The 23,809-nt window shown below is 56.6% G+C and carries 26 protein-coding genes and 1 pseudogene; 7 read left to right on the forward strand and 20 right to left on the reverse strand.

The features are described 5' to 3' along the window. Positions 1–385 precede the first annotated feature (385 nt). The 16 genes from Q4481_RS23895 to Q4481_RS23970 all read right to left on the reverse strand — a co-directional run bounded on the left by Q4481_RS23895 (position 386) and on the right by Q4481_RS23970 (position 10,995). Positions 386–1,063, reverse strand: coding sequence for a hypothetical protein (locus tag Q4481_RS23895; RefSeq protein ID WP_304378941.1), 678 nt, complete (start codon positions 1,061–1,063; stop codon positions 386–388). A gap of 167 nt (positions 1,064–1,230) precedes the next feature. Further along, positions 1,231–1,572: a hypothetical protein gene (locus Q4481_RS23900; protein WP_304378942.1), complete on the reverse strand. Its 342-nt coding sequence runs from the start codon at positions 1,570–1,572 to the stop codon at positions 1,231–1,233. A gap of 105 nt (positions 1,573–1,677) precedes the next feature. After that, a complete protein-coding gene (locus tag Q4481_RS23905) occupies positions 1,678–1,926 on the reverse strand; it encodes a hypothetical protein (protein ID WP_304378943.1) in 249 nt (82 codons plus the stop codon). Positions 1,927–1,978: 52 nt separating this feature from the next. Continuing rightward, a complete protein-coding gene (locus Q4481_RS23910; RefSeq protein WP_304378944.1) occupies positions 1,979–2,194 on the reverse strand; it encodes a hypothetical protein in 216 nt (71 codons plus the stop codon). A 138-nt stretch (positions 2,195–2,332) separates the two neighbouring features. Beyond that, entirely contained in the window at positions 2,333–3,148 is an 816-nt protein-coding gene (locus Q4481_RS23915) for a DNA adenine methylase (protein WP_304378945.1), read from the reverse strand. A 138-nt stretch (positions 3,149–3,286) separates the two neighbouring features. Beyond that, positions 3,287–3,628, reverse strand: coding sequence for a hypothetical protein (locus tag Q4481_RS23920; protein WP_304378977.1), 342 nt, complete (start codon positions 3,626–3,628; stop codon positions 3,287–3,289). Positions 3,629–3,772: 144 nt separating this feature from the next. Beyond that, positions 3,773–4,657, reverse strand: coding sequence for a hypothetical protein (locus Q4481_RS23925; protein ID WP_304378946.1), 885 nt, complete (start codon positions 4,655–4,657; stop codon positions 3,773–3,775). Further along, positions 4,648–5,016, reverse strand: coding sequence for a hypothetical protein (locus Q4481_RS23930; protein ID WP_304378947.1), 369 nt, complete (start codon positions 5,014–5,016; stop codon positions 4,648–4,650). The genes Q4481_RS23925 and Q4481_RS23930 overlap by 10 nt, the downstream gene beginning before the upstream one ends. Next, positions 5,016–5,675, reverse strand: a complete 660-nt coding sequence (locus Q4481_RS23935; protein WP_304378948.1) for a hypothetical protein — start codon at positions 5,673–5,675, stop codon at positions 5,016–5,018. The genes Q4481_RS23930 and Q4481_RS23935 overlap by 1 nt, the downstream gene beginning before the upstream one ends. 1 nt (position 5,676) lies before the next feature. Beyond that, complete coding sequence (locus Q4481_RS23940) at positions 5,677–9,024, reverse strand: phage tail length tape measure family protein (RefSeq protein WP_304378949.1); 3,348 nt, start codon at positions 9,022–9,024, stop codon at positions 5,677–5,679. Beyond that, positions 9,021–9,317, reverse strand: a complete 297-nt coding sequence (locus Q4481_RS23945; protein ID WP_304378950.1) for a DUF1799 domain-containing protein — start codon at positions 9,315–9,317, stop codon at positions 9,021–9,023. The genes Q4481_RS23940 and Q4481_RS23945 overlap by 4 nt, the downstream gene beginning before the upstream one ends. Positions 9,318–9,394: 77 nt before the next feature. After that, positions 9,395–9,805 (reverse strand): hypothetical protein, encoded by a 411-nt coding sequence (locus Q4481_RS23950; protein ID WP_304378951.1) that lies wholly within the window; start codon positions 9,803–9,805, stop codon positions 9,395–9,397. A 57-nt stretch (positions 9,806–9,862) separates the two neighbouring features. After that, positions 9,863–10,090: a hypothetical protein gene (locus Q4481_RS23955; RefSeq protein WP_304378952.1), complete on the reverse strand. Its 228-nt coding sequence runs from the start codon at positions 10,088–10,090 to the stop codon at positions 9,863–9,865. Then, positions 10,087–10,392, reverse strand: a complete 306-nt coding sequence (locus Q4481_RS23960) for a hypothetical protein (RefSeq protein ID WP_304378953.1) — start codon at positions 10,390–10,392, stop codon at positions 10,087–10,089. Before Q4481_RS23960 ends, Q4481_RS23955 begins: the two co-directional genes overlap by 4 nt. Beyond that, positions 10,389–10,535, reverse strand: coding sequence for a hypothetical protein (locus Q4481_RS23965; RefSeq protein WP_304378954.1), 147 nt, complete (start codon positions 10,533–10,535; stop codon positions 10,389–10,391). The genes Q4481_RS23960 and Q4481_RS23965 overlap by 4 nt, the downstream gene beginning before the upstream one ends. 145 nt (positions 10,536–10,680) lie before the next feature. Further along, complete coding sequence (locus Q4481_RS23970; RefSeq protein ID WP_304378955.1) at positions 10,681–10,995, reverse strand: helix-turn-helix domain-containing protein; 315 nt, start codon at positions 10,993–10,995, stop codon at positions 10,681–10,683. A 127-nt stretch (positions 10,996–11,122) separates the two neighbouring features. Here Q4481_RS23970 and Q4481_RS23975 point away from each other — a divergent pair, with 127 nt between their 5' ends. From Q4481_RS23975 to Q4481_RS23985, 3 genes are all read left to right on the forward strand, one after another. Then, a complete protein-coding gene (locus Q4481_RS23975) occupies positions 11,123–11,638 on the forward strand; it encodes a helix-turn-helix domain-containing protein (protein WP_304378956.1) in 516 nt (171 codons plus the stop codon). 477 nt (positions 11,639–12,115) lie between these two features. After that, entirely contained in the window at positions 12,116–13,105 is a 990-nt protein-coding gene (locus tag Q4481_RS23980) for a thymidylate synthase (protein WP_304378957.1), read from the forward strand. A gap of 1 nt (position 13,106) precedes the next feature. After that, on the forward strand, positions 13,107–14,024 hold the full coding sequence (locus Q4481_RS23985; protein WP_304378958.1) for an alpha-glutamyl/putrescinyl thymine pyrophosphorylase clade 3 protein: 918 nt from the start codon (positions 13,107–13,109) through the stop codon (positions 14,022–14,024). 6 nt (positions 14,025–14,030) lie between these two features. On the opposite strand, the gene Q4481_RS23990 is transcribed toward Q4481_RS23985, so the two are convergent. From Q4481_RS23990 to Q4481_RS24000, 3 genes are all read right to left on the reverse strand, one after another. Further along, on the reverse strand, positions 14,031–15,131 hold the full coding sequence (locus Q4481_RS23990) for an ImmA/IrrE family metallo-endopeptidase (RefSeq protein ID WP_304378959.1): 1,101 nt from the start codon (positions 15,129–15,131) through the stop codon (positions 14,031–14,033). Beyond that, a complete protein-coding gene (locus Q4481_RS23995) occupies positions 15,128–15,358 on the reverse strand; it encodes a hypothetical protein (RefSeq protein ID WP_304378960.1) in 231 nt (76 codons plus the stop codon). The genes Q4481_RS23990 and Q4481_RS23995 overlap by 4 nt, the downstream gene beginning before the upstream one ends. Before the next feature lie 166 nt (positions 15,359–15,524). After that, a complete protein-coding gene (locus Q4481_RS24000) occupies positions 15,525–15,890 on the reverse strand; it encodes a hypothetical protein (RefSeq protein WP_304378961.1) in 366 nt (121 codons plus the stop codon). Positions 15,891–16,301: 411 nt separating this feature from the next. On the opposite strand from Q4481_RS24000, the gene Q4481_RS24005 reads away from it, so the two are divergent. Both Q4481_RS24005 and Q4481_RS24010 read left to right on the forward strand, forming a co-directional pair. Beyond that, positions 16,302–17,177, forward strand: a complete 876-nt coding sequence (locus tag Q4481_RS24005) for a hypothetical protein (RefSeq protein ID WP_304378962.1) — start codon at positions 16,302–16,304, stop codon at positions 17,175–17,177. Between the two features lie 326 nt (positions 17,178–17,503). Then, entirely contained in the window at positions 17,504–18,844 is a 1,341-nt protein-coding gene (locus Q4481_RS24010) for a site-specific integrase (protein WP_304378963.1), read from the forward strand. Positions 18,845–18,895: 51 nt separating this feature from the next. Here the strand turns inward: Q4481_RS24010 and Q4481_RS24015 are convergent. Then, a pseudogene (locus Q4481_RS24015) lies at positions 18,896–19,138 on the reverse strand (integrase core domain-containing protein); the annotation flags it as partial. A 114-nt stretch (positions 19,139–19,252) separates the two neighbouring features. On the opposite strand from Q4481_RS24015, the gene Q4481_RS24020 reads away from it, so the two are divergent. Both Q4481_RS24020 and hsdR read left to right on the forward strand, forming a co-directional pair. Further along, positions 19,253–19,816 (forward strand): recombinase family protein, encoded by a 564-nt coding sequence (locus Q4481_RS24020; RefSeq protein ID WP_304378978.1) that lies wholly within the window; start codon positions 19,253–19,255, stop codon positions 19,814–19,816. A 515-nt stretch (positions 19,817–20,331) separates the two neighbouring features. Then, entirely contained in the window at positions 20,332–23,745 is a 3,414-nt protein-coding gene (gene hsdR / locus Q4481_RS24025) for a type I restriction-modification system endonuclease (RefSeq protein ID WP_304378964.1), read from the forward strand. The last annotated feature ends 64 nt before the right edge of the window (positions 23,746–23,809 follow it).

Genomic DNA, 23,809 nt, shown 5'->3' on the forward strand with positions numbered 1-23,809 from the left:
TCGGCTTTTCCAGCAAAGGTGCGGGGCGCTAAGTTATTGGCCAGTAAAATGAATTTTACAGCCTCCGGGCCCACCATCACTTTGCTATTGCTTTGATTTCCTTAAAAAAATATATAATTCAGGGAGTTGCAGCCAGCTTCGGTTCCAACATTGGTTCCAACATCTCCTATCTTCAGCGAAGATCGATGTCGAAAGTCCCAGGACTGATCAGAAAGAAAAGTGCGTTCTTTTACGTTCGGCGGATCCCCGAAAACATCAGGCAGATATTCGGAAATAAGACCCAACTGACGCTTCCGCTGGGCACCTCGGATCCTCGTTGTAGCTTGCCGCGATTTTCCGGAATTTTGACACGAGGATCCGGACTTTTTGATTTTCCGGAGGGGTGTCAATATTCCGTTGGCATTGCGATCTTTTGTATCGCACTGAAAATCTCATTATAGACCGAATTGCGATAGTAAAAAATGCCGCCGATTTTACTCGGCCTTCCGGAAGCTGTAAGCAATCCACGGGAAGAGAGCTCGTGAAGCCACTCGTAGCACTTAATCAATGACACATCCTTTCCGGCATCCGCGAAGCTTGCTAACAGATCGTGAGCATCGATACATATCCAATAGCCATCGCACACATCCGACGCTTGATATATTTCGAATGCCCGCTCGCAGCGAGACAGCGCGACAAGATGTTCTCTCGGCAGCATTTCCAACTTTGAAGCCGCTCGACCGATCTTACCTACGTCAGCCGAAGCAATGTCTCCCTCCAGATCACCCGCAATCAGTTTGGCTAGGACGCTGAGATTGTGGTCGTATTCACCTATCCGAATTTGTTCGAAGAAACGGTAAGCGGCCGGAACATAATAGCTCCATTTTTCATTCGACAATGCAGTCAAGCCGGTTCGAGAAATCTCTCCTATCAGCAATGCCTGACCCGCCTCCAATCGCTTTTGGATTGCAATGTCAGAAAGTGCTTTGATGACGCTAAGACCGGGAACAAACTCGGTCATGATCGCTGAGGTCACTTCGTAGATTTCGAATGCATGTTTGGTAGGCTGAGGAAGTTCAGTCAAACTATGCTCCAAATGTAGGCTGTAGCCGAACGTGAAAATTTGCAGCTTTGACGCGCGAATCTGCAGTATTCGATTTCTGCAGCAGCCCTATCAAAGCCACTGTAAAGCCACATCGAAGAGCCATTGAAGGTTGATTTTGGAATAAACGTCACATGCTACGGCGGCGATCAAACCATCAAATCGAAATCGACGAGGCGCACTTTTTCAACGCCATCCATTTCCACTGCGTTGCCGGAGCCTTCAGCCTGGGCAGTCACATGCTTGCCATCGCGATGTACCGTCCAGCCTAAATCGCGATCAAGAAACGCGACATCGTAGCCAGCCCCACCGTTCAGATAGACCGTATCTTTGGACGAAACAAGGAAGACATCTCTGCCAGCACTACCATAGAGCAGGTCAACGCCGGAAAACGTAAAGAACACATCATTTCCATCGCCGCCGAACGAGAAATCATCTTTTCGGGTCGTGAAGACGAATTCGTCTGCTTTTGAGATCAGTTTGCCCAGCATTGCCCCTCCCGCCACACCAAATGTGTGGATCTCGTTGGTCCGACATTTATGGGTTGTACCAGAGGAAAAGTAAATGAAGGTTAACCATGCCGGACCTAAAGTCGCTCAATCGATCTTTGGTTCAAAACCGGGCGCCGAAGTCTGAAAGGCTGGGCTCGGGCCATAGTGCTGCCGGTCAGCCTTGTAGGTCAGTTCGAACTGGTTTTCCAACGCTGCCAAAATGGCTTTGGCAATTTCATCCTTGGCGGCCTGTTGGTCTGCCATGATCTTGCTCGCATAAGCCCGCTTTGTCGCCGGGGGTATCAACTGCAAGGCGGTCGAGATGTATAGGGTGGGATCGTCTGCCTTGCGCATGGGTCGCCTCGAATCGAATTCGAGCCTCAGTTTAGGTCACTTTGAACGCCGTTTAAAACGGCGTCATGCGGTGGATCGCGCGGATGGCGGAAAGGAGGCTTGAAAGGCGCTCAAGGCGATCATCAATCGAGCACAATGCGCCAATGGCGCTATTGCGTCGGCCTTCTTCCATATCCTGGGCGGCGAGGTCGATCCAGTTGGTGACGTCCTCTGCGTCCTGTTGCATAGCCTTGATGATCTGGGTGAAAGCTGCGGCGTTATTGGTCATCGGTCATCTCCTTGTTGATGGAGATACCATCGCTCCGGGCTGCGGTTTCAGCCAGCAAAGGCCTTCCGGTGTTGCCGCCAAAGTGAAAGGCTTTTGCTAGCTTCGGTCTGATATTGAAGACGTGAGCAAGAGTATTGCTCACCCCGAAATGATCAGCTCACGCGCATCGGTGCTCTTGTTGTTATTGACCGTGTAGCGCAGGCGCACCTCCTGGATGTCGAAGGCCGAAAAGATCGTCCGGATCTCGGGAACATCGTTGATGGAGAGAATGAACCGCCCCTTGATCCGCCCGAGGCGCTCGGCGATCGCAGCGAACTGATCGCGGTCGAAGATCTGCTTTCCGTAATCGTCCTCGCAGCCCCAATAGGGCGGGTCGAGGTAGAACAAGGTCTGCTCGCGGTCATATCGGTCGATGAACGGCGCCCAGTCCAGGCACTCGATCGTCACGCCGGACAGGCGCTCGTGCACCTCTTCCAGCAAGGAGCCAAGGCGGGTGAGATTGAACCGGCTGCCGCGCTCCAGGGAGACGCCGAAGTTTTGGCCGACAGCCTTACCGCCGAATGCCAGACGCTGGAGATAGAGAAACCGTGCAGCCCGCTCCAGATCGGTTAACGTCTCCGGGTTTGCAGCCTTGAGCCGTTCGAACTCGCGCCGGCTTGCGATCTGAAACCTCAGCGTATCCATGAACTGAGGATAATGGCGCTGAAGGATGCGAAACAGGTTTGCGACATCACCAGAGCGATCGTTGATGACTTCGGTGCGAGGCGCTGCCCGGCGGCGAAAGAATATGCCACCCATCCCCACGAATGGCTCGCAATAGATCGCGTGCGGCACCTGTTCGATCATGGCGGTGATGCGACCGGCCAGCGCGCGCTTGCCACCCAGCCAGGGTGCCGGCGGGCTCACGGGATCGATTTCACGATGAGAAAGAGCAGGGGAAAGTTCAGAAGCCATGATTTGTTAACCTCGGTCTGTCAGAGCCTCCGAGCCGCTTTGCGGCCGGGTGCGACGGAATAAGGCTTGTCCTCTGTCGGGCGGGGCCGGACGCCAATCTAGGCCCGCCACGAGCGAATTAACGCTCGTCACTCGTCATCAAGGCCACGCGAACGGGCACGCGGCTTCCACCTCCTCCAGAAATGCTTCGATTGCCGGCTGGATCCTTAGGCCTTCGAGTACGCGATCGAGCTCGGCCGCCGAATAGGTCCAGACGGCAGAGCGCCAGGCAAAGAGCGCCTCGGCCTCGGCCGCAAATTGCATGTTGCCATCGCCGCGATAGGAGATGGCGGAGGCGATCGAATCATAGCCGCGCGATCGGGCTTTTTCGTCCAGCATCGACTGGATCACTGCACCATAGGCGGCGCGCGCCTCGGCGGCGGTAATGGGCTGGATATAGGCGACCAGGACTGGCGGGTTGGACGAGACATCGACGCGCATGCAATCGGGGTCGACCTCCTGCTCAGTCTGAAAAATGGCACGGCCGGTATCTTCCACATGGGCCTCCGCCCAGGTCAGGCTCGGGCCGGATAGGCAGCGGACTATCTCGCCGGTCGCGCTGTCATAGACGAGAAAATTCATGGCTCACCTCCGGTGCGTGGTGCCGCTTAGATAACTGCGATTGATCGATTGGCCGGCTGCCGTAGCGGTGACATAAAGCCGAAATGTCGTGGAGGCGCCCGATAGCGAGGCCTTGGCGATGGTCCGCGAGACTTCGAAGAAATCGGCCGCGCTCTTTTGTACTGTCGGCCAGATGAAATAGCTGTTGCCTGAGCCGTCGCGCAGTTCGACGGTGAACGTCGCCGTCGCTCCGCTGGTGTTTTTGAAACCCAGATGGATCTCGACTGCATCGCAATCGGAGCCATGTTCGACCAGCACAGACTCGACGAGGACCTCGGTGGTACCGATCGTCTTGGCGGTATTGGTCGCCGACTGATAGCGCTGGACGAATTCCTGTGACAACACCTTGGAGAGTACGATTGCATTCTCGGCGATGAAGCCGGTGACGGCGAGACCTTGGGTGACCGTTACCCCCGCGTCATTGTTCGGTCGCTTTTCCGACCGCCTACCTGATTTTGAGACCAGAACCACCCAGTATTTATAGGTGAAGCCGAAAAGGCCTGAGCCTCCAGTTTGCCCATAGTTGATGAAGGAACAGCCATAGGCGGGGTATTCGCCGAACAAGGTCACGGAGGTATTGTAATCTAGGCCCGTGCCGCCATCAGTTATGATCAGTGCGTGATCATAGTCTTCATCGGCCGGGACATCCCATGCCAGGACATGGCAACCACGGCCAGAAAACCCGAAAAAATTGACTGCAGGTACTACGGTATTGTTGCGCTTAGGCGGTTTGACACCAACGCTCGTATAGTCTGACCAGGCTCCGACTATGTTGATGAATGAAAGCGCGCGGCATCGTGCTTTATGGTATTTCAGGGCGCTGGCCTTGAAGTCGGTAGTCAGGTCCACCGAGATAAAAGATCGCCATCTGGTATATTGTAGGCGCGGGCGGCATTGATCATCGCCGAGTTGAGGCTTGAAACCGGTATCGAGACCTTGCGGACCTTGAGCGACATTTCCATCGGGATCGACGGGATTTTGATCCGGTCGCCGATGCCATGATAGACCCGGTTGACCACGGCTCCTGTGTCCGGCCGGATGACCGGCACCGTCATGGCCGTCTGGCCGGTCCAGATCCCGATCGTCTCTTTGACCGAGGTCAGCTTGTTGATGCCGGTCAGCCAGATGAAATAGCGCGGGATGATGATGCCGGTCGATCGGGCAGCCTGCAGCGCTGCATAAGTGTTTGTCGATACCGAAAGCACCATCAGAACACCTGCACCATCTTGAGGCTGCCGCCGGGTGTCAGCTGGCCCTGACCGGTGCCCGCCTCATAGCCGTTGGCGATAAGCCGCCAGAGCGGCGACGGCCGCGCAAACTCGACGATATCGTTGACCGCAAGGCCCGGGCTTACATGAGGCCGCACGCTCACCCAGCCCAACGTCTCGCCGGCACCATTGGCCTGCGCATCTGAGGTGATGCGATGATAGGCGCGGTGGACCGGATCGGTGCCGATATCGGCATGCCAGCGGTCGCCGGCTGTGAGCTGGTAGCCGCCGGGAAGCCCCTTGAACCGGACGCGCTTGTTATCGGCGGCAATCTCGGCGATCCTGCAGGTGCCCGTATGCGCCTTGATGATGGTACCGCCCGGATCGGCGATCGGATATTGCAGACGCGGGTCGTACATATAAAACCGACCGATCACGCCGTCGAGCATCTCGATGCGGGCCTGGGCGGCGGCGGCCTGGGCGTGGGTCAGCTTGGGGTCGATCGTGATTTCGGCCCGCCAGACCGGATCGGCAAGATCGGCCGCGAGATCGTCGCCGGCACCGGTCTTTCCGGAATCCTCCTGATAATACTGGATCCACATTTTAACCTGGTAGTAGTCCAGCTGGTTGGCCAGATCCTGCAAGCTCAAGGTCGCCATATCAGCCGCTCCATCTCGCATTCGGATCGCGGCGCCAGGCCTCAATCATTTCGGGGAACGATGCCACCCAGGCGCGATCGCGCTCCTCAAGAGCGGCGCGCGTGCCCTCATTGGCCTGGCGCAGGATCTCCTCGTTGGTGGTGCCGTAGATGTGGAGCGTGTGCGACGTCGATAGCGCCATGCGCATCTCGCCGCCGGATTGACGCACCGCGCGCGGTACCACGTTACGGACGCCGAGGCGTCCATCGGCGCCGCGCGCCAGCGGCATGATTGCCTCTTCGCCGGCCTCGCCCATCAGGCCTGTGCGACCGCGTGACATCGGAAAGAATGTCGGCCGATCGACGACACCGCCATTGGCGAAAGCAACGACGGAGCCCGAAGAGAAGGCAGCACCATCCGCAAAGAGGTTCGAAAAGATGCTGCTGAAGATCGACGAGATCGCCGAACCGATCCCGGAAACAGCGCCGCCGATGCCGGAGATCAGCCCGGAGAACAGGCCACCGGTCGAGTTGATTGTCGTTGCCGGCGCGGGTGTCTGAGCCGGCAGCGCCTGGCTCGTCTTGTTGATCGATGACAGCAACGATCCGGAGCCGTCCGTAAGAGCCTTGGACGCATCGACCGAGGAGGATGCCATTTTGTCGACATTGGCGGCGGCATTGGTGCTGGTGGTCGAAAGCTTGGCCAGCTGGCCGTTGAACTTGTCGACATATTGCCGGCCGGTCGTCCCCAGCACGTCAGCCGAGTTGGCACCCTGTGCCTGCGGTCGGCCGGTAAACCAGACCGAGGCCGCGTCCTGCGGGGTGCCGTATTTCGCCATCGATGCCGAAAACTGCTGGTTAAAGACAGCATCCTGTGCCGCCGGATTTGCCAGAAACTGGTCGGGCGTCATGCGCTGGCCGAGCGCCTGCTCGGTCCATGGGCCGATATTGTTGCCCATGACCTGATATTTGCCATAGGCGCGGTCGCCATTGGTCCAGGGACCGAGGGCGCCATAGTTGCCGCCGCTCTCGATCGCTGCGATCGCCTGCTGGTACATTGCCATGTTGCCGGTCGTCGCAGCGGCAATGTTGGTGTTGGCGGCATTGCCAAAGAGCGAGGTTGTGCCAAGTCCCGGCAGGCCGAGCGGCGAACCATTGATCATCACCGTGCCGGCGGTCACGGTCATGGCGGCCGTCGAGGTGGTCGAGAGCGGGCTTGCACTCTTGCCGGCGAATAGGTCGCCAAGCGTCGGCAGATTGGTGCCGAGCAGGTTGTTTTTAAGTGGATTGGCAAAGGCCAGCTGCTGGAATGTCGTCAGCAGCGTCGAGGTCACGGATTTGAGGCTGTCTTTCAGCGATCCGGTCCCGACCACCAGCGAGTCGATCGCGCTGGAGCCTGCATTCTGCACCGTCGACCAGGCGCCTTGCTGGCGCTCCAGTTCGAGCTTGAGGTTGGCCATCTGGGCCGCATTGGTGCGAAGCTGCTCGGCCTCTTTCGACATGGTCGCGAGGCCAAGTTCGCGGATCTTGATTTCGGCCTCATAGGCGGCAATGGCGCGCGCCCGCTCGTCGGCCGATTTGCCGACCAGCGAGATTTCGAGCTCGAGGCGGCCGATACTGTCGCTTTGGGTCTTGAGATAGTCCTGTTGCTTCTTGATCTCGCGCTCGAGCTCATCGGCCGCCCGCTTGCGCTCCTGCTCGAGCTTCTTGTTGAGCTCTTCGTTTGGGTCATAGTCGAGGCTGTTCGGGCGGCTTGCCGGCACGGCGGGCACGGTCAGTTGACCGTCCGAGTTGATGACGGTCGGGCTTTCGTTTTCGATCCGGAGGCGGGCGTCCCGGTAGACCCGTTCGATTTCGCGGACGCCGGCCTCGGTGCGACCGAGCGTCGAGCCGAGGAGGTCATTATAGATCTTGTCGAGATTGGCCTTGTCGTTGGCCGTGACCATGTTGCCGATGCCATCGGACATGGCCTTGAGCTGCGCGGCGTGATCACCACCGGCGACGCGGTTTTGAATGGTTTCGAGCTCGCGGTACTTGTTGGCCAGATCAACGAGCTTATCGCCCAACAGGATGACCTGGTCGGCCTGGCGCTGGAAGCCGGATTGCTGGCCAAGTTTTTCCACCTCGGCCTGGAAGGCGGCGAGATCCGGTTTGATCCCCGTTGCGATCTGAGCCCGCAATTTGTTGATCGGGCCGGAGAAGGCCTCGAACCCGGAACCAACCTGCAGAGCGTCTTCTGCCATCGCCCGCAATTGCTCTGCGAACGCATGGACATCGCCGCTGGCGCCGGCCATCTTGAGCGACGTTGTAACCGCCTCATCGATCTTCGCATTGAAACCGTCGAGGTCGGCTGCGCCTGCGGCGGCTGTATCGAGCAGGTACCGGATCGAGTCGGCAAAGACCTTGTTTGTTTCTGCCGCCCTGGCCAGCGCACCGAGATCGCCGGTCGTGCCGTTCGTTGCGTCTGTGGCCCCTTCGGCAACAGCCGCAAACATTGCCGCATATTGCTCGCGCATTGCGGAACTCAGGCTCGTGAGGCTGTTGCGCAGCGAGGCGTCGGAAAAACTGTCGCTCGGCCCGAAATTAGCGCTCCTGGCCAACTCGCCATAGGTCGCCTTCAGCGCATCGAGCGTTGCCCGATGCTTGTCGAGCGCCGCTTCAAAATTGTCGACGCCTTCCTCGCCGGATGCGAACCACTGCGCTGCCGCCGTACCGAGTGCGATCGAGCCGATCGTCAGCAGGCTCATAGGCGAGATCAGCGAGGTTAGCGCCGCGCCGATGCCCTTGATTGGCGAGTCCATCGACGCGAAGACCGCCGACAACTGGGTACCCTGCTGAAGCGCAATCTGGAGCGGCGACATCCCCATGGCGGCTGAGACGCCGATATCCTGAAACTGGGCGGCAATATTGGCCGTCTGAAACCCTTGTGCGCCGCTGACGGCTTGGCCAGGCATGGCGGCAACCGCAGCATTGCGACCACGGATCGCGGCGATCGACGCATTGGCTGCAGCCCGTTCGCGCTCCATCGCAGCTGTCATTTCCGAGGCCGAGATCGCTCCGATCTTGTGGGCATCACGGATCGCCGCGACCTCTGTGCGATAGCGCTGCACGGCAGCGAAGAGCGGATTGTACCTGGCGCGCAGCGCGTCCATCTGAGCGCCGTAGGCGGCGAGATCGTCGGCGCGCAGATTGCTGTTGGCGCCAATGTTCCGGACACCGGTTTCCGCCTCGATCATCGCCTGGATGGATCGTGCCGTCTTCTGGGCGGTCTGGCCGACCTTGTCGATCGCGCGTTCGGCCTCGGCGCCGCCAGCCTTGGCGCCGCTGGCATCCGCGCCGATCAGGATCGACAGTTTCATAGCCTGGGTCATTGTTCGACCTCATTCAAAACGGGCAGGGCAGCGGCTTCCATGACCCGAACATTTTCCCAGATGTCTTTCGACCAGGACTCGAGGCGGGCGATGACGTCGACAGCGGAATAATCGAGCCCCAGCCAGAAGAGACCGGCCATTGTGCCGCTGACGCGCCATTGCGTTTCGCAGCCAAGGAAGGCGATGAGCGATGGCCAATTGGCAGGATGGATCGGCATCCGGTCGGTCTCCTCGTCGCGGGTTTGGGGTTTGCGCGGGATCTGCAGGCCCCAGGCGGCTAAATCTGACCTCATCTGATCGTTGAGCTTGACAGCCTTGGCTCGATCGGCGCGGCCGCACTTGGCATGAGCCCAGGCAGCGGCCGCCTCGGTTAGTTTTTTCTCAGGCCCTCGCCGGAGGCCATCGCCTGATAGGCATCGAAAATTGCCTTGCGAATGTGCGGGCGCTTTAGCGCCTGGCGCAGGATGGCCTCGGAAAACGGCACTTCTGCCTTGCGTTCATCCTGGATGCCGCGCCAGTCCGAGATCACGCCAACGAAACTGTCATCATCGAACTGCTCGATTGCCCGCATGCGCTCGTTGGCGGAACTGAGCGAGGTTACGGACGCATCGCCCTCGATGAGCCGGGCGCGGGCATCATTCTGAGCGCGGGCCTCGTCACGATCGAGCAGCCGGAACAGCACTTCGAACTCATAATCGGCAAAGTGACCCGGGATGGTTTCGTCCGGCTCGCTCACCTTGACCGGCCACCAGGCCTTGATCTCTTTTTTCAACACAAACATTTCAGGACCTCAAAAGACGTTTAAAGGGGGAATGAAGCCGGTTTGAGCCGGCACCCATCACTTGCAGACGATGGTCAGTTCGTTGTTGCCGGCGGCGCCGGGCTGCAGGATCAGCGGCAATGTGTCGGTGAGGATCTTCTGGGACTGGCCAATCTTGGTGCGACCGATCTGGGTTTTGGGGCAGTTGATCCGGACGATGTTGCCGGCAACGGTGCCATGTTCGAAGAACATCATCCCGGTCGTGTGGGCCTTGGCGATCGCCAGCCAGTTCACTTCGCCGATCAATGCTGCCTCCAGCACGACTTCACCGGTGACGCGGCGGTCAGGCGGTCATCGATCGTGCGGATCGCGCGGTGGATCGACTCCCGAGAACGACCGCTATGTTCGGCGATCCGCCGCCTGGGCCATGCGAAGAACTGGTTCATCAGGTGGATGACGATCTGGCGGGCGAGCGCTGCGTCGAAATATTCATGGGGCGGCTCGATGATCTGCCGAACGGTCAGATGCGGAAAGGACTCTCGAACGGCGATGTAGCTGCAGGTGATATGCAGGCTATAGCGTTCGTCTGAGGAATGGACGTTGATCATTTCAGCACCGCGATTTCCGAAAGCGCCCAGAGCCCGAGAGCAAGATCCACCAGGACCACGCCGAAGATGAGCGAGAACAGGCAGCCCTGGTTCTGGCTCGACGGGCTGAAATGGTTGTCGATTTCGCCATGTCGTTTCGACATTGGCGCCGCTGAGCGAATGCGCGATGTTTGCCGGGTGGCGAGGCCATCGACGACGGACAGCCGGGGCTGAATGATGGCCCTGCCGGTCGGGGAAGCCCGGTACCGGATGCCAAAGGCTAGAACGGCGCAAAGGTCTCGCCACATATCAAGCAGCCTCCAGCGAAGGCGGGCGGCGGCTGTGCCGATAGTTCGCGGTGGGCTGGGGCGCCAGGCGACGACCATCGGCATGATACCGCGACCGCCAAAGCAGTTCCGGCCGGGTCTTGAGCGCGGCGGCGATCGCCCGCTCGCCGGCAAGGTGAGGCTCGTGGACCGCATTTCCTGCGGTACCGGAAGGGAGGTTATAGGCCTTGTCGATGTCGGAGAGGGTTAGCTTGGCTACAATGAGCTTGGACTTGATGCGGGCAACCTCTTCGAGGCGGCGCCGTTCGGCCTTGTCGTCGTGTGCAACGGAGGGCATAAGTAATCCTTAATCCAGATTGGGAGGCCCTGGCCGGCCTCCTTTTTTGGGCTGTTGAAATCTGCGAACACAGAAAGGACTACTCCAAAAATGGGTATTTAACAACCCTGTTTTTGGGTTATTTTGAATGGGCGACGATAAGAACAATCTGAAATTGATCGGAGATCGGCTGACCTTGGTAAGGAAGACGCGCGGCTTTCCGTCTCGCGAGGCCTTCGCTGAGGCATTCGGAATCCCAAAGAGAACGCTTGAAAAATACGAGCAAGGCGTATCGGAATTGCCCACAAGGCTGCAGCAGTGGCTTGCAACTGTTCATGGCGTCAATCTGACGTGGTTGATGACTGGAGCGGGAGACATGTTCGATGATCCGTCCAAAGCCCCGCCGCCGGCTGCCAATTTCGATATCGTTCTACTCCAAAAGCTGCACGACGCAGTTCAGGCCGTCTATGTCGAGTGCAAGCGAACGCCGCCGCCGCGCGCGATCACGGCTGATGCGGGCGAGCTCTATAACGAGTTGCTCGGGATGGTCGGGGATATTCGGGACAAGGCCGTCGTAACAGCAGTCATTCCGATCTTGCGGGACCGTTTCAAGGAACGGATCTCCAAAGCCGAGCCAGGGTCGACCAAAGCCGTGGGCTCATGATCGTACTGCCGGCTGACTTCTGCCATTAATGCAATTGGTTGAAGCACAATCAATCGCGCTGATTAAGATTGTAATTTTATCGTTAAGGTCGAAAATGCAATGAGGAGCAACTAATATTAGGGGTTTGTTTCTGAGCGTAGACAGAACTGGTTAGTGCGTTTGGGCGGTGGTGGTGGTTATCGATTGGCGGGTTGAGGTTGAGCTTGTTCGCGTTAAAGCGTTAGGTTCGGAAGCAAGAAATCATCGATAGTTGGCCAAACGGAGTTATGGGGCAGACAATAAAAAGGTTCGCTTCACGCCCCGGGTCGGCCATGCGATTGGAATTTTTTGCGGCCTGAGATGCTGATATACTGCTACTTTCTAATCCACCGTATACAAGCCCTATGGCGCAAGAAAACAATACGTTTAGTCAGGTAGTGCTTCACTTGCCGGAATTCCATCATAAGATGTGTCGAAGGGACGGATTCGGGAGGTGGCATGTATCTTTGCGGTGAAGGCATCGATGAAATATTGATCGAACTCTATCCGCTCCTTCTCGCGGGCGGGGTGGCTAACGTTGGCAGCCGCGGTGAAATGCGGGAAGAGCTAGGGGTAACGTTCCGTATGACGAAACCTAGGGCTCGGATCAGTCGATCACAAGATCGTGGCAAACCGTTTAGCGCCCTAGGGGAACTACTGTGGTATCTTGGAGGTCTCAATACGCTTGAGTTCATCAAGGAATACATCCCTGACTACGCAGAGGATGCTGAAGAAGGTATATTGGCTGGAGCCTATGGTCCACGGATCCATTCGATGCGCGGGAGCATCAACCAGCTTGAGAACGTCACCACGCTTCTAAAAGCCAATTCTACATCCAAGCGTGCAGTAATACAGCTCTATGACGCTGCGGACATAGCAGTTCATCACAAGGAGATTCCGTGTACAACTGCATTGCAATTCATTGCGCGGGACGGCCGTCTTCACATGTCCACGACGATGCGGTCGAACGACGCGTACAAAGGCCTTCCGCATGACGTGTTCTGCTTCACCATGCTCCAGGAGATGATGGCAACTCGCCTTGGCCTCGATCTGGGTGAATACATTCACTTTGCCTCTAGCATGCATGTATATGACGGCTCGATCGAAGCGATGAAGCAGTATGTGCGCGAAGGACATCAGAAGACAGTACAGATGCCCGAAATGCCCCCGGGCGACGCATTCTCCATTACCGACATCTTGTTGCGGGCTGAGGGGGAGATCAGAGCGGGAAAGAAAATCAGCGCGGCCGACTTCTCGAGCGAACACTATTGGGCTGACATAATTCGTCTTCTTCAGGTATTCTGGGCTACTAAAAGGCGGAATGCGCCGGGTTTTGAAGATCTCACCGAGCTAAAAGCCGAATTCCAGGACGATGTTTATCGAGCCTATCTGGATAGACGATTGAAGACCCGAATCCTGCGAGACGCCAAAATAATTGGAGCAGTTTGACATGTGGCCGACTAGGCAGCAACAACGTGAGCGAATTTCCAAAGCTCTTCATATCCATTCGGTCAACATCCGGCACCTTCCCGGTGTGGCGGAGAACCTTGGGAGAGACACGCTCGCAATGCAATTCGTCGCAAGCCTGCGACGCGAAGATTATTACAGGTACGTCCAAGAAAAGGCCGTTTCGGCAAGAAAAGCAGATCCGAATTCAGGGACTTTCGACGCGGAGCGGGCAGTTGCATATCATATGCAGAACGGCAACGTCGAAGAGGCCGCATGGCTTCTATTTCTTATGACGCATTTCGCCCGGCCAGCGTCGTCCGGATGGCTCCGACTGCAACAGGTATACGGCCGCCTTGGGACGGGCGTTTGGGACTGGCAGACTGTATCAAATAATCCTCTGGCAATGATTTCTTGGCTCGCTGCGAATTGGATGAGCATCGGCGGGAAGTTCGGAAATCATCGGAAGTACGAAAGCCTGCGTCCGAATTCCAATAGGAGCTTCAGCGACGTTCTGCTCAGCTACCTAGGCTGGATAGGACCTGCCGGACACCAAGCATTTTTCGCGGCGAAAACACAGCAGGCGGGCAACAATCCCGCGACTATATTTGATGCTCTCTATAGGAGCATGAATGTGACAACCTTTGGGCGCCTTGCGAAGTTCGACTACCTGACACTGATCGGGCGGTATGGAATTGCTCCAGTCGAGCCGGGATCGGCCTATTTCAAGGGTGCAACGGGCCCTGCATCCGGAGCCCGGCTTCTGTTCACCGGGGCACGCACAAGTTCTGCAACGGAAACGCAGCTCCAGATCTGGGTGGACGAGCTCGATGCCAGTCTTCACGTAGGGATGGCCGTAATGGAGGATGCCTTATGCAATTGGCAAAAGAGCCCAACCGCTTTCGTCCATTTCAAAGGATAGTAGCCCTTAGACTGTAGCCGGATTGATCTGGCTCCAGTCCCATGTACGCTTTAGATAGTTCAGCTTGTTGGGTTCTACCATTCCGCGATGCTGCATTTGGCCGACAGTCAGGCCTGGAGCCACTCCGATCGAGACACTGAACCGTACGATATCGTCACGTTCGGGTTTGATGCGTTGGAATTCTGACTCGCGAAGCGGAGGAATTACGCATTCCGCCGCAAACTCATTCGCTTCGCTTTCCCGATCGGCGTCACCAGGCAATGCATCGCCATCGACGAAGGTGTTCGCTTTATGAAGCACCAGATGTCCGATTTCGTGGAAAACAGTAAACCAGAACTGGTCATCGCGCTTGTAGCGAAAGCTCAGCAAAAGCATTGCCTTGTCGGGATCAACCATGCGTATCGCTCCGCTTGCACGACAGCCATCCGGAGCCTTCACGACAACTAGAGCAACTCCAGCTTCTGCGCATAGTGTTTTTAGCTTCGGCAGGAACAACTGCGGATGGCGAATCATGGAAAGCTTGCGGATTTCTCGGAGTCGATCCAACAAATTTTCGGCGCTCCATACTCGCGTCTGGACCATATCGGCTTCGAGTTCACCACGCCGAAGCCAGAGAAGGGTCGCATCTTCTTTTGATGCGTAGGTCTTCGAGGTGCGATAATCCGTTTCTCCGACCAGACGTCCATAGCGGCCAGCCCAAGATTGTGCATCCGGGACGTTGAAGAAAACTAGTCTCCTACGCAGCTCAGCAGCGCGGCGTTCCAAAGACAGCTTTCCTCGCGCCTTCGGGCCAGGGGCAGGCAGGCGTAACAACAGCTCCTCTTGACCACTTTCTTGAACTTGAGAGACTGCACGATCGACCGCGATATCGAAATTCTCCTGCCGCTTCAGCCAGAATTTTGCTGTCGCGCCAAGCATCGCCGAAAGCGTCGACGCCGTGGGACCATCGATTTGCCGCGACCCGTCTATCAGGCCGCGAACGGCGTCAAGGCCATCCTCGAAGCTCTCAGCAAGATCATGCGCGGAAATGTTTCGTTGCTGCATAATTACACGGATCGAGTCGCCAGGTTTCGAAAACCAATTGGCCGTAGCGTTCTCGTCAATCATGGTACTTCCGATATGGCTGTGAGCTTCACAAATTCAACACTGGCCCAGTCAATTCGTCCAGCGTCGGTCAGTGCGACGTTTTGGTCCACGTTCACGAACGTCGCCCTGTACCTTGAACCGATCGCTACTTCAAAGCTCTCATCGCTGTTAATGGTCACGTTTCCCCCAAGAAATTCATGCCACTCGTGAACATTTTCGAATGCCTCCGCGTTGGCGAGTTCGGTCACTAGGCGGTCAGCATACGTTCTTCCAAGCCGCTGCTCAGCTATATCCCGATTCAGGCAACAGTGCTTAAGGCCGGCCGTTCCATATGAAATCTGCATTCGTGATTGAGCGTCCGCTTCCGCAATATTCAGTGTTGAGGCTTGCGCCGCGCTGTTTGACTGGGTTTTGTTATTGCGGCAGGGCTGATCCTTGGGCTTTGGCCGCTTGCTTCGCGCGGATGCGATCGATGTGTGCCCAGTTTCTATCGAGCTCGTGCTCTCCCGCTTCGTCCATACCAACCCCTGAGGCGTTGCAAAGTGCCGCCAACGTCACCATCACTCCGCCAACCTCCTGGTGGATATCGCCTGGCGGTCTTCCGAACACATATTCCACAAGTTGGTGAGCTTCTTCCTTAGTACAGGCGTTCGCCTGCGCGAGTTCGAGTGATTCCTCAAGGAAGCGATGATTACGCTCGCGCAAGTCAAGGTGCGCCGACTTCGGGAAACACGCGACAACCCACTGCCGCACACGGTATTGAAACGAGTTGGACTGCATCTCTACTCCTCGAACACGGTTATAGAAGACACTGAGTCTGAGATACATGCAAGTTCAAGGAGTGCAGCTAGGTCCTCTAGGCAATATAGGTTGTGCATAAGGTGTAGATTTGCCTTGCGACCGACCTGGTTCTCTTTCGACAGATAATGCATTCTGAATAGCCCCTAGATTTGCAGGCGCCTTTTCCCATAAATTTTGAGGCAGGAGAACTACATCGGCAAAGTCAGTTTCACGGAAGAGGCAGGCTAAGGGCCATGTTCTCAAGCCTGAGGGACCCATGGCTCGCATGTTTAATATCTCCGCCTTGATTCACGCCTATGATTATGGATATCGGTTTGATCGCGAGAAACTCCAAGTACAGGCAGTGATTTGGGGGCTCGGGGCGGCAACACTAGTTTTGGGGATCGAGACATGGCGGTTTCTCCGAAGAGTTCGGATACTTCGACTGGTGAGCAGAATAAGGCTGTCGTTGAGGCTTTGGCGAAGCTAGCAGCTCAAAACGAAATTGTTGCAAACGTTCAAGCGCAGATCGGGCATATGAATGCATCTATGGCCGCGTTTATGTCGCGTTTGGGCCAGCTTATGGCCGTCGTGTCTATTGGTGTAGGTCTCGTTGGAGTCTGGCAACTTAGTCAACAAAACCAACGGATCACGGACGCGGTGGCTCAATCAGAACGAAACGAGCGTGAGCGAGAGGAGAGGTTTAAGAAACTCACTGAGTTTTGGTCTGTGTCGGAGATTATAATAACAAACCAAAGAAATCTGACAGATTACATCTATGCTGTTCCTGAATTGGTAATGACGCCTCTTGGTGAAAATGCTAAGGTGTGGAGTGCGAAGATATCGTTTAATGTGAAGTTAGAGTTTAGAGGATCGACGACAGCTAAGTTGAATTCATTAAATATCATATTGAACAGGGAGTTTGTTGATAATTTTTACCTGGGAAATGAGCAAACTAGGAGGATGGAGGAGGCCGAGAAGACCTTCGACCTTGGATCTATAACCATGGTTAGCGGGGCGCCGAAGAGTCCCGTAATTAACCTTAGAGTTCTAGTTGGAAGTTGTGAAGCAGCGAAAGCGCATTTGGAAAAGCTTAGTCGGCTGGATTTTTTTGGCGACATAAGAATTTCTCCAGTTTTTGAAGTGGCAAATCAGCCTCCTACCGCGCAGATGTTCAAAGTAAAATTGGTGATGGACCCGTCCATACTTAATTGTGATATGTTAACCGGAAAGGTATCGCCAACGATTTCCATGCCATCAAATTCCAGCGATCAATCACCAAACTGACTGATGCTCTGACTTTGACTTAGCAAAATGTCGTTTCGGGTAGAGGAGGGCAGCCTATACCCTAGCCCTCTATCAATGGCGGGAAACCTTTTTTATCGCTGCGACCTCTATTTTGTTGAATTCGTTCTTTAAATTACGATTATTCGTGTTTTCCGCCACGGTGCGGGAATCCCATTTGGCTTTTTGCCGTGTTTTTTGGTGGAGCAGGCTGGGTTGGTTCGCGGGTCTGAAGTTCTGAACGCTTGGTTTTCAATGGCTTAAAGATGCCTTGAAGCCTCTTTGAGGATCAGGCCGCAATTTTGAGCCCGTCGTGCTCGAGGGCGTGATTGCAGGTGCCTGGGTGCGCTGCCGGCGTCTGCGATATCAAATTCAACGATCGCGCCTCTCGCGCAGAGATCCCCGCAAGGCCGAGATTTTCAGGCCTTTCCCGCGCCTTCCCGATTAATCCCGGTTATTCCCGGTTTGTCCGGATCTCTGTGTCAAACAACACTCGTGTTGCAGCAAATCGTGCGCGGGCAAAGGCGGTCGAGGTAGATGCTGCCTTCCAGAAGGCAAAGCTGGGACTGCCTAGTGAGCTGACGACGGCTTCCAAAGTAGCGATCAGCCAACTCGAAACAGCGGCGCGACTTTATCTGTACGACCAAGAACGCGCTCATCGAGGTTCAACGCCCGACGAAAATGACCAGATGGATGCTTCCGAAATGCTGACCTATCTCGGAAGCGATTATGAAGCCTGGGCCGGAATGATTCACAAGCTGGCGGAAGAATTGGCAGACAATTACAAGCTGCCCATAAAGCCGGGCGATAAGAACTGGCTTGAGTTTATCGACCTCCTCCACCGCGCAGAAGTTGAGCATCAGCATCGACGGCTAGATCGGGCACGCCATCTGCGGAGTTTTAAGACCCATGATAAGTTCTTTGAAGAAGTGTACGACGGAGCCGCCAGACCAAACATTCAGGTCCTGACAGCGAATACCCTCGGAGACGTTATCAATCGTTTTGAGAGCGATCCCCACAGAAAACACCTCACGGAAAGTGCAGGAAAAAAATACATTATTCCGTTGGCTGCATTGCGCGAAGTGGTCGGTGACGAGATCCCGATTTCAGCAATCACACGGGCCCAATGCGCCGAGACAATAGATATCATTGCGCGCCTACCATCAAATTATACGAAATACAGAGAATTCAAAGGGAAGACGCTACGAGATATAAGTTTGATTTCCGAAGAGAGCGGACGGAAACTTTTGGCGAGAGGCACTGTCGAAGTATACGCTCACCACCTCTCCGCATTTTTCAACTTCGCGCTACAAAAGGGGCTTTGCGAAACAAATCCCGCAACGCGATTAACACCAAAAGGCGTCAATAGCGAAGGGGGAAGAGTACCATTTCTTCCCGATGAACTGCAGCGGATGATTAACGGTCTACCCGAATGGTGTGATTGGGAGCGTAATGGGCGGTTTTGGGTGCCGATGATAGCGCTGTATTCAGGTATGAGAATAGGCGAGATCATCTGGCTTACCCAAGAGGATCTGCAGATCGATAGTGGTCATCATGTGTTTGTTCTCACGCGAACTACCGACCGCAGTTTAAAAACACCGGGCTCAGCTCGCAAAATTCCGATACACTCGACACTTATTTATTTAGGTATTTTATCATTGATGACCTGAGACCCAAATTCCCTCCAGTTTTCGGGAGAGTCTCGGGTTTCTAATCTGGCCTCATGCGGCCTGTTTTTCCATAGCTATTCTCATTGCAAACTCGCTGGGGGTTATGTTGCCCAGCGACGAGTGGGGTCTGTTCCTGTTGTAATCCTCCTTCCATGTGGTGATGACGGCTCTGGCCTGGGTGAGCGACGAGAACAAGGTCTCGTTGAGGCACTCGTCGCGGAAGCTGCCGTTGAAGCTTTCGACGAAGCCGTTTTGCATCGGCTTGCCGGGTGCGATGTAGTGCCATTCGACCTTGCCTCAATGGGAAAACTGAGAATGCAAAACATTCGTCCCACACAAATCATTCTTGCTTTTTGGAACGCTTCGTCCCAATATGTCTTGGATGCTATGAAACATTTGGGGCGAAAAATGATAGTCGGGTACGCGCGCACCTCAACAGTCGAACAGGTTGCCGGGCTGGAGGCTCAGGAAAGAGACTTGGCTGCAGCGGGAGCCCAGAAGCAGTTCAGCGAACGCGTTTCCTCTGTTGCGGAACGAGCCGAACTCAAAAAGGCGCTCGACTACTTGCGAGATGGAGACGTGTTCGTCGTCACTAAACTGGATCGGCTCGCTCGGTCGGTACCGGACTTGGTCAGCATCGTGGAAGTAATTGCCGCGAAGGGCGCATCGCTGAAGATCCTGAATCTTAATCTCGATACCACCACCCCGACCGGAAAACTCATGTTGAACCTGCTGGGGAGCATTGCTCAGTTCGAACGCGAACTCATGCTTGAGAGGCAAAGAGAAGGAATCGCTAAAGCAAAGGCCGAGGGAAAATACAAAGGTCGGGCGCCAACTGCCCGGAACAAGACTTCTGAAGTCTTGGCCCTGTCTCAAGACGGAATAGGACCGGCAGAGATTTCTCGTCGCTTGGGCATCGGCAGATCCTCCGTCTATCGCATCTTGGAAAATGCCGACGTTTCTGGATCATAAAATTTTGAATCCGGGTGCAAAAAATGAAAACCTATAACGGCTTCACACACAAGGAGCGTGTCGCAGGCGGCGCTGCTCAAAGGCGGGCTGCAGCGCTCGGAGAATTCGTGTTTCCCACCGAATGCTCTATTTGTGGTCTCTTGGTTCCAGTCGAAGCAAATCAACGAAGGCGCTACATCGTTGCGCATCTCGAAGACTACAGACGCCCCCTCGAATGCCTTCCGTGCTGCAGGCGATGCCATTTCGCACTTCATAGCCGTTTTGCGCGGCCGACAGCTTGGCGGAAGATCCTCGCCTTGCATGCACGCCCCGACGCCTGGTTCACAAAACTGTCCATGGACCCGGAGGCTCAGACCCGTCCATTCGATGAAACGTATCCTCGCAACGGAGTGAATGGGCATCTGGCGAAAGGCCTATGCATTTCCATCAAGTAACGCACGCAAAATATCCATTTACTTACAGCAAAAGCGTGTGCCACATTCCTATACGGGTAGAGATTGCATTCGGGTGGGGCATTGTCGGCAAATTTTGGTCATCTGCAGCAGATTAGTCCCGAGCTGCATCGTCTCGGCACGCTGGCCGAACGTTTCTTTTCCGAGGACGCCAACACCTCGCTGATGAAAAGCCGCCAGTTCGGCGAGTACATGGTCAAGGAGATCGCGGCCCTTTCCGGCGTCTATGATCCGGCTTCGCGGGAGGGAACCAATATCCTCGTGCGACGCCTCGCGACACAGCAAATCTTGCCGCGCGAGGTTGCCGAGATCTTTCATGCCGTGCGTAAGAGCGGCAACGATGCGGCCCATGAGTTTACGGGCTCGTCGGCCGAGGCGCTCGCTGCGCTGAAATTTTGTCGGTCTTTGGGCGTCTGGTATCGTAGGACATATGGACGCGACCCAAACTTCAAGCCGGGTCCATTCGTGCCGCCTAGGGCGGCCGCTGTTTTGGATGAGGCGACGAAAGCCGAGCTGGAGGCGTTGAGATCGCGGGTTCGGGAAGCCGAAGAGCAACTGGCCGCCGCCCATGCTTCGGCCGAAGACCTGGCGAAAGCCCGCGCCGCTGCCGAAGAGCTTGCCCGACAGGCCTCGGCCGATAGCGCCGTTTGGGAACAGACGGCCGTTGAGATGGAGGCCAATCAGGCAGCCCTTGCCCGCAAACTGGCTGACCTGCAGAAAGCTGCCGTTTCGCAGCCGGAACAGGTACAAATCGAATTCAAATTGGCCGGCCTGCAGGCTGCGAGTCGTATGGAACTCGACGAGCGCCAAACGCGCCGGCTCATCGATGTCCAGCTTATTGACGCCGGATGGGAGGCAGACAGCGACAACCTGACCTATCAGAAGGGCGCACGACCGGAGGAAGGCCGCAGCCTCGCCATCGCAGAATGGCCCGCCGAGGGCGGCCGGGCGGATTACGCCCTCTTCGTCGGTCTCACCTGCGTAGCTGTCGTAGAGGCGAAGCGCGGAAGCGTCGATGTGCCGTCCACCCTGCAGCAAGCCGAGCGCTATGCGCGTACGATCACGCTGCCTGTGGACAGCCAACACCCAGGCGGCCCTTGGAAGCACGGTCTCGATGAGCCCTTCCGCGCCCCATTCGTCTTCGGCACCAATGGCCGGCCCTATGTGCGGCAATGGCTAACCAAGTCCGGCATCTGGTACCGCGATATCAGGCGCGACACCAACCACGCCATTGCGATGACGAGCTGGTTTTCGCCGAAGGATCTTCTCGACAAGCTCTCGACTAATGTCGATGCGGCAGCGCAAGGTTTGGCCGAAGAGAGCTTCGGCAAGGGCCGGATGCGCCCCTATCAGGAAGAGGCGATTGCGGCGATCGAAAATGCCGTGGTCGCCGGCCAGCGCGACATCCTGGTGTCCATGGCGACCGGCACGGGAAAGACGCGCACGGCAATCGCGCTGATGTATCGCCTGCTCAAACACAAGCGCTTTCGCCGCATCCTCTTCCTCGTAGACCGCAAGGCGCTCGGCCGGCAGACCAGCGATGCACTGGAGACCACCGAGATCGAGGGCATGCTGAACTTTGCCCAGATCTACAAGGTCGCCGGGCTGGAGCAGAAGCTGCCGGAGGACGAAGATCAGGTGCAGGTCGCGACCGTCCAGTCACTGATCGCCCGCATCCTCAACGAGCCGGATCCGGCCAAGCGCCCCACACCCGGCGCCTTCGACTGCATCATCGTCGACGAAGCCCATCGCGGCTACACGCTGGATGCCGAACTGCGCGAAAACGATATCGGCTTCCGCAACATCGATGACTATCAGTCGGCCTACCGCCAGATCCTGGATTACTTCGACGCCGTCAAGGTGGCGCTGACGGCGACCCCTGCCCTGCACACCCGCGAGATCTTTGGCCATCCGGTCTTCCATTATGGCTATCGTCAGGCTGTCGTGGAAGGTTATCTCAACGATCATCTGCCGCCGAAGCGCATCACCACGGCTCTGTCGGAAGCCGGCATTCATTTCAAAGGCGGAGAGACAGTTGAGATCATCGACCGTAGGACCGGTCAGATCGATTTATTCGATCTGCCGGATGATGTGCCGCGCGACTACGATGTCGGAGACTTCAACAAGAAGGTCTATTCGGAAACCTTCAACCGCATTGTGTGCCGCGCAGTCGCCACCGAGATCCCGCCGTCGAGACCGGGCAAGACGCTGATCTTCGCCGCCCGCGATGCCCATGCCGATGACATCGTGCGCTTGCTGGTCGAGGAGCTACAGGAGGAATACGGCGCAGACTCCGTGCCGCATGGCATGGTCATGAAGATCACCGGTGACAGGAGTGTCGATAACCCGGACGACCTGATCCTGAAGTTCAAGAACGACCCTTATCCGAAATATGTCGTCACCGTCGATCTGCTAACCACCGGCGTCGATGTGCCCTCCATCTGCAATCTCGTTTTTGTCCGCAGGGTCAAGAGCCGCATCCTCTATGACCAGATGATCGGCCGCGCCACGCGGCTGTGTCCAGAGATCGGCAAGGAGCATTTCCGCATCTTCGATGCCGTCGATCTGTACGCAGAGCTGCAGGAGATGAGCGACATGCGCCCGGTTGTCGTCAAGCCGGATATCGCGCTCGGCCAGCTCGTCACGGATCTGCAGAATGCGGAGACGGAAGAGGACAAGAGCTGGGTCGCGGCCCAGGTGATCGTGCGCATGCGCAGCCTCGTCAAGCGCATGGGTGCTGAAACCCGAGAGAGTTTCGAGCGCCACACGGGCGAGAGCCCCGACATCGCCCTGCAGCGGCTCTCCACCCGCTCCGGCGCCGAGTTGCAGGAGTGGCTGGCCGCCCATCCCCGCGCCGTGGAGCTGCTCGAACGCCGCCCGCTCTTCACGGATAAAAACGATGGCGTCGTCATCTCCACCCATGAGGACGAGCTGCTGCGCATCGAGGAGATTTTTGGCAAGAACACCACGCCGGAGGATTACATCACCGGCTTCGAACGCTTCGTCCGCGAAAACATGAACCAGGTCCCGGCACTGATCGCCGTCACCCAGCGCCCGCGCGACCTCACCCGCAAGGAACTCTCCGAGCTTGCCGGTCTGCTGGATGAGAAAAACTATTCCGAAGCCATGCTGCGCGCCGCTTACGGCCGCGCCCGCAATGCCGATATCGCCGCCCATATCATCGGCTTCGTCCGCCAGGCGGCGCTCGGCGATCCACTCATTCCCTATGCCGCCCGCGTCGACAACGCGATCTTGAAGATCGAAGCCTCCAGGGCCTGGACGCAGAAACAGAAAGAATGGCTACGCCGCATCGGTCGCGCCTTAAGGGACAAGCCGGTGGCCGATCCGACGCTGCTCGACCAGGGCGCTTTTACCGATAAAGGCGGCTTCAAGCGCATCTCGCAGGAGTTCGACGGCGAACTCGACGAGGTGCTGCATGCCTTCAACGAGGCGATCTGGGCGCCCGGCGCGGCATGAAGACCTGAACTGGCGTTGACCATCCACCGCCGCTCGCTACAACCGCACACACGATCCCGGATCA

Origin of the sequence: Fluviirhizobium alvei, from assembly GCF_030551875.1 — a bacterium.
Classification (GTDB): domain Bacteria; phylum Pseudomonadota; class Alphaproteobacteria; order Rhizobiales; family Rhizobiaceae; genus Rhizobium_E; species Rhizobium_E alvei.